Annotated in this window: 5 protein-coding genes, 1 pseudogene and 1 riboswitch; of the genes and pseudogenes, 2 read left to right on the top strand and 4 right to left on the bottom strand. The window is 66.9% G+C overall.

What is annotated here, in order from left to right; all coding sequences use genetic code 11:
• The 3 genes from MOV74_RS28850 to MOV74_RS28840 form a co-directional block, all read right to left on the bottom strand.
• Positions 1-2,071 (bottom strand): cobaltochelatase subunit CobN (locus MOV74_RS28850; protein ID WP_246930028.1); only part of this gene is annotated, 2,071 nt, incomplete at its 3' end.
• Positions 2,071-3,120, bottom strand: coding sequence for a cobalamin biosynthesis protein CobW (cobW, locus tag MOV74_RS28845; RefSeq protein WP_246930026.1), 1,050 nt, complete (start codon positions 3,118-3,120; stop codon positions 2,071-2,073). The genes MOV74_RS28850 and cobW, both read right to left, overlap by 1 nt.
• Complete coding sequence (locus MOV74_RS28840; RefSeq protein WP_246930030.1) at positions 3,117-3,491, bottom strand: DUF1636 domain-containing protein; 375 nt, start codon at positions 3,489-3,491, stop codon at positions 3,117-3,119. The genes cobW and MOV74_RS28840 overlap by 4 nt, the downstream gene beginning before the upstream one ends.
• A 93-nt stretch (positions 3,492-3,584) precedes the next feature.
• A riboswitch (cobalamin riboswitch) is annotated at positions 3,585-3,805 on the bottom strand.
• 40 nt (positions 3,806-3,845) lie between these two features.
• Between MOV74_RS28840 and cobO the strand changes: the two genes are divergently transcribed.
• On the top strand, positions 3,846-4,481 hold the full coding sequence (gene cobO / locus MOV74_RS28835) for a cob(I)yrinic acid a,c-diamide adenosyltransferase (RefSeq protein WP_246930025.1): 636 nt from the start codon (positions 3,846-3,848) through the stop codon (positions 4,479-4,481).
• 5 nt (positions 4,482-4,486) lie between these two features.
• Positions 4,487-5,935, top strand: coding sequence for a cobyric acid synthase (locus MOV74_RS28830; protein WP_246930024.1), 1,449 nt, complete (start codon positions 4,487-4,489; stop codon positions 5,933-5,935).
• Here the strand turns inward: MOV74_RS28830 and MOV74_RS28825 are convergent.
• Positions 5,924-6,182: pseudogene (locus tag MOV74_RS28825) on the bottom strand (threonine-phosphate decarboxylase); the annotation flags it as partial. The gene MOV74_RS28830 and the pseudogene MOV74_RS28825 overlap by 12 nt on opposite strands.

Here is a 6,182-nt window from a genome sequence, read left to right as displayed (position 1 = left end):
CGAGCGCGGAACGCAGCGCAGCGCGCTCCGCATCGCCGCAGGCGCCGCGGCCGAACACGTGTAGGCCGTCGCCGAACTGGCTTTCCTTGAGATCGCAGACGAAGCGGTCGATCCGCGGAATCGCTTCGGCCGGCGCGGCCGAAGCATCCAGACCGAGATCGTCTTCGAGGCCCGCGGCGCGCGCCTCGTCACGGATCGCAGCGATCAGCCGCTGGCGACGCGCAGGATCGAGACCGTCGGCGGTCGAGTATTCGTCGAGCAGACGTTCGAGCCGGCGCAGCCCTTCCGGCACCGCAGACTTTTCCAGCGGCGGCGGCAGATGGCCGATCGTCACGGCGCCGATACGCCGCTTGGCCTGCGCTGCCTCGCCGGGATCGTTGACGATGAAGGGATAGATGATTGGAAGATCGCCGATCAGGGCTTCCGGCCAGCACGATTGCGACAGCGCTACGGATTTTCCGGGCAGCCATTCCAGCGTGCCGTGTGCGCCCATGTGCAAGACGGCATCGCTGCCCTGTGCCCGGAGCCAGAGATAGAACGCGACATAGGCGTGACGCGGCGTGCGGGCGAGATCATGATAATCGGCATCGCGCGTCGTCGCATCGCCGCGCTCGGGCTGGACCGCGATAACAGACTGACCGCATTGGATCGCAGCGAAGTGGAACGAGCCGTCGCGACAGCTCGGATCATCCTCCGGCGCTCCCCAGGCTTGCGCGAGATCGTCCTGCAAGACTTGCGGCAGGCGCGAAAGCGCCGCGCGATAGTCGGCAACGCGCCAGGTCAGTTGCCGATTGAGCAGTGTTTCGCCGAGCGCACGGACCGGCGCAACATCGAAGTTGGCCTCCGCGAGATCAGACAACAACGCCTCGACAGACGCCAGCGCATCGAGACCGACGGCGTGCGCGATCTGGTGCGGGCGTCCCGGATAGTTCGAGAGCACGAGTGCCAGCCGCTTCTCGCCGGCGGGCTTCTCCACGAGGCGGCGCCAGGCCGCGACGCGTGCGGCGACCGCCGTCACACGTTCCCCATCCGGCCGATGTGCCAGATGCGAAAATTGCAGATCGGGATCGCGTTGCGCCGCCGACTTGAAGCTCACCACGCCCGTGAACAGCCGACCGTCGACCTCGGGCAGCACCACATGCATCGCGAGATCGCCGGGCGAGAGGCCACGCAGCGACTCCGCCCAGTCCTCGCGCCGCGCCGTGGAGAGTGCGACCTGGAACACCGGACACGATGCAGCATCGAACGCCGTCGTGCCGTCGTCGCTGAGGGCCGAGAACGCCGTCGCGTTGACGATCGCGGCCGGAGGATTTTGCGCGAGATAGGCGCGCAGCCAGTCGGCGACGCCCGCGGCCTTCAGCGAGGTGACGAACACGCCACAGGCGTCAAAGCCCTTCTCGCGCAGCGCCGCGATCAGGGCATCGACCGGGCCGGTGTCCGCGGCGGTGAGATAGGAGCGATAGAACGTCACCAGCGCGCGGGGCTTCCCCTCGCCACCCACCGGCGCGGCGATGACGCCGCGCGCGGGATCGTAGAAGCCCATCTCGGGCACGCTCATCTCGCCGATAACAGGACCGGCATAGAGACCCGAGGCCAATGCGAGCTGCGCAATCGCGGCTTGGGCGGCGACCGGCCCACCGGTGTCGCAGAGCACCTTGAGCCGGCGCAGCGTCGAGACCGGCAGAGTCGAATACGCATCGAGCCGCGTGTCGTCACGGCCATCGGCCGGCAGCACCGCCAGCACGATGTTGCGGTCCTTGGCGAGTTGTTGCAAGGCAGCCAGCCCATACGCCCAATAGGACTCCCCGCCGATCAGGCGCACCAGGATGCCACGCGCCTGCGACAGCGTGCGCTCGATATAGGTGTCGACCGACAGGGGGTGACGGAGCTCCGCGAGATTGGCAAGCCGCAGCGTCGGCAGGCTGCCCTGGCCGCGCCGCCAGCCGGCCGCGAACGCGGCGAGATCGGAATCCGAATACGAGAGCACCACGAGATCGGCCGGGTCCTGGCCGATGTCCCTTGGCGTCGCGGTCTCCTCCAGACCGCGGCTCTCGCGGAAGACGACGTGCATCAGATGCCGAGCCTTGAGATACCAAGTCCTGCCTTGATGGCGGCCTCATCGATATCGCCGTGCTCGCCGATCACGACGAGCTTTGAGTGCCTGTGACCTGCGCCCCAGGGCTTGTCGAACTGGTGACGCACGCGCTCGCCGACCGCCTGCAGCAGAAGGCGCATCGGCTTGCCCGCGACGGCGATGTAACCTTTCGCCCGCAGCACGTTCTGCTCGCGCGCCAGCTTCTGCACCGATGCGACCAACGCGTCGATGTCAGCCACTTCAGGCAGATCGATCACGACGGAGGCGAAATCGTCGTGCTCGTGCTCCTCCTCGCCGTCATGGTGCGAGGGGCGTGCAGCGAGATCGTTCTCGGCGGCGGCGCCGAGGCCGAGGATGAGGCGCGCATCGATCGCGCCGTCGGTGACAGGGAGCATCGGCACGCGCCGCGGCATCTCGGCGGTGATCGCGGCCTTGGCGGCTTCAATGCCGGCGGCGCCCGCGAGATCGGCCTTGGTCAGCAGCACGATATCGGCGCAGGCGATCTGATCCTCGAACACCTCCGACAGCGGCGTCTCGTGATCGAGATTCTCGTCCGCTGCGCGCTGCGCTTCGACTGCAGCCGGGTCAGGCGCGAAGCGGCCGGCCGCGACCGCCTCGGCGTCGGCCAGCGCGATCACACCGTCGACCGTGATGCGCGAGCGGATCTCCGGCCAGTCGAACGCTTTCAGCAGCGGCTTCGGCAGCGCCAGGCCCGAGGTCTCGATCAGGATGTGATCCGGTCGCACCGGACGCGCCAGCAGTTTTTCCATGGTTGGAATGAAATCGTCGGCGACGGTGCAGCAGATGCAGCCATTGGCGAGCTCGACGATGTTCTCTTCCGGGCAGTTGGCATCGGCGCAGGACTTCAGGATTTCGCCGTCGACGCCCTCGCTGCCGAACTCGTTGACGAGCACCGCGAGCTTCTTGCCGTTTGCATTGGTGAGCAGATGCTGGATCAGCGTGGTCTTGCCGGAGCCGAGAAAACCCGTGACCACCGTCACAGGGACTTTTGCGAGCGAGTTCATTCGGCGGCCTCCGGCACGACGGCAACAGGGGGAATGCGGGCAAGCGACTGCTTGCGGAAGATCTCGGGACGGCTGCGCCATGGCACGATTCCGTCGGGCGCCGCCGCATAGGCCGCCGCGCCCGCGACCACGTCCTGCGCGTTGGCATCCGAGAGGCGGCCATAGACATAGGACCAGCGGCCGGGCGCGCTGAGCGCGACCGAGCAGCCCTGGCTGCAGGCCGACAGGCATTCAACGGGAACCACATTGACGCCGTCGGGCACGCCGGCGTCGAGGATCGCACCATGCAGGCGTTTTCCGGGCGTCGTCTCGCCCTCGCCGGGCGTCTCGCCGGCACGGCAGGTGATGCAGACGTGAAGTGTGACGGTCATCGCCTCTTCCAGATAATAGCGGGAGGCGATGAGGCACACGGACCATTCCCCAGAAGGCCCGTTTCCCCGTCGCGGAACACCCCGTCCGCCGGTCCAAAACTCGTCCGCGCTGGCAGGTCTCCCGGCTTGCGGAGCAGGGTCTTGCCCTTCGATCCCCGCCTTCCCGATCCCAAAGGGAATCAGTGGCTTCGGGCATCTCTCCGGTCACGGTCGCGGGGGCGGCTGCAGTTTGGACCCAAATCTTGCCGATTCGGACCCTATCGCATTCCCTCTTCGCCTGTCATAGGACAGGAACCAACGCCGGGCCACCATTTGCCGGTGGCCGCCTCTTGTCAAGCCGAAGGACCGGGACCGATGACGCCTGAACCGGATACCCAAACAGCCGAGGAAACCGACGCCCGGCACGCCCAGAAAATGGCGAAGAAGAAGGCCGCCCGCGACAAGATCATGGCGACCAAGAGCGGCGAAAAGGGACTGATCATCGTCCACACCGGCGCCGGCAAGGGCAAGTCGTCCTCGGCCTTCGGCATGATCGTCCGCTGTGTCGCCCATGGCTTCCCCTGCGCGGTCGTGCAGTTCATCAAGGGTGCCTGGGATACCGGCGAGCGGCGCCTGCTGACCGGCCATTTCGGCGATCTCTGCCAGTTCCACGCGATGGGCGAAGGGTTTACCTGGGAGACGCAGGACCGCGCCCGTGACATCGCCGCGGCGCGCGCCGGCTGGGAGAAGGCCAAGGAGCTGATCCTCGACGAGAGCTTGCGCATGGTCGTGCTCGACGAGATCAACATCGCGCTGCGCTACGACTATCTCGATATCGCCGAGATCGTCGAATTCCTGACGACGCAAAAGCCCGCGATGACCCATGTCGTGCTCACCGGGCGCAACGCCAAGGACGAGCTGATCGAGATCGCCGATCTCGTCACCGAGATGACCCTGGTCAAGCATCCCTTCCGCTCCGGCATCAAGGCGCAGGCCGGCGTCGAGTTCTGAATTCGATGGCGCGCACATTGATGATCCAGGGGGCCGGCTCGGACGTGGGCAAATCGCTCATCGTCGCCGGACTCGCGCGCGCCTTCACGCAGCGCGGCCTGCGCGTGCTTCCGTTCAAGCCGCAGAACATGTCGAACAACGCGGCCGTCACCGTCGATGGCGGCGAGATCGGCCGTGCCCAGGCACTGCAGGCGCTCGCCGCCGGCGTCGAGCCGCACACCGACATGAATCCGGTGCTGCTGAAGCCCGAGACCGATGTCGGCGCGCAGGTGATTGTCCAAGGCAAACGTATCGCGACCGCGCGGGCGCGCGACTACGCCGCGATGAAGCCGTCGCTCATGGGCGCGGTGCTGGAGAGCTTTGAGCGACTGAAGGTGCGCGCCGATCTCGTGCTGGTGGAAGGCGCCGGCAGTCCCGCCGAGGTGAACCTGCGCAAGGCCGACATCGCCAATATGGGCTTTGCCCGCAAGGCCGACGTGCCGGTCGTGCTGGTCGGCGACATCGACCGCGGCGGCGTCATCGCCCAGCTCGTCGGCATCAAGACGGTGATCGACCCCGACGATGCCGCGATGATCCAGGGTTTCGTCATCAACAAGTTCCGCGGCGATCCCACGTTATTCAAAGATGGTTATGGGCTAATCGAAACGAAGACCGCCTGGCGCGGCCTTGGTGTGCTGCCCTGGTTTGGGCGCGCCGGCGAGCTGCCGGCCGAGGACGCACTGGGTCTGACCGACGCGCGAAAACTCGGTCAATGCAAGATCGCGTGCCTCGCGCTGTCGCGGATCGCCAATTTCGACGACCTCGATCCGCTCAAGCTCGAGCCGGGCGTCGATCTCGTGATGGTGCGCCCGGGCGAAGCGATCCCCGGTGACGTCAGGCTGGTCATTATCCCCGGCTCAAAGTCCACCCGCGGCGATCTCGCCTTCCTGCGGGCGCAGGGCTGGGACATCGATCTCTTCGCGCATCATCGCAGGGGCGGCCATGTGCTCGGCCTCTGCGGCGGCTATCAGATGCTCGGGCGCAGTGTCGCCGACCCCGACGGTATCGAGGGCCCCGCGGGCGACACGCCGGGGCTGGGGCTGCTGGACGTCGAGACGGTCATGAGCCCGCAGAAAACGCTGACGCGTGTCGCCGCCGTGCACGCCGCGACGGACCAGCCGATCGAAGCCTACGAGATCCACATCGGCCGCACCGACGGGCCCGATCGCGCGCGGCCATTTGCGAAACTGAACGGCGAGCCGGAAGGCGCGATCTCGAGGGATGGCCGCGTGCAGGGCAGCTATTTGCACGGCCTGTTCACGTCGGACGATTTCCGCAAGGCGTTTTTGGCCAAGCTCGACATTCCCGCAGGCGATGAGCCCTACCACGCCAGGGTCGAGAGCGCTCTCGATGCCCTCGCCGACCACATCGAGAAGCATCTCGACGTCGAAGGCCTGCTCGCGCTAGCGCGCTAGGACCTCGACAAGGCGCGTCCATTCGGCTTCGCTGCCAGGAAGCCCAAGGCGCAGCCATGTCGGCTTTTGTGCGAAGAGACGCGACCAGATCTGGCCGCACGCGAGCTTCTCCTGCGCGGCGAGCGCGTCGGGTGTCTCGTAGAGACGGAACAGCCGCGTGCCGCCGACCAGCCGCCAGCCTTGCGCCCGCACCATGTCGTCGAGGCGGACACAGTCTTTCGCAAGCCGCGCGGACGTGGCCTCGGCC

It is taken from the genome of Bradyrhizobium sp. SHOUNA76 (assembly GCF_023006445.1).
GTDB lineage: Bacteria > Pseudomonadota > Alphaproteobacteria > Rhizobiales > Xanthobacteraceae > Bradyrhizobium.
This window is presented reverse-complemented; position numbering and strand designations above follow the sequence as displayed.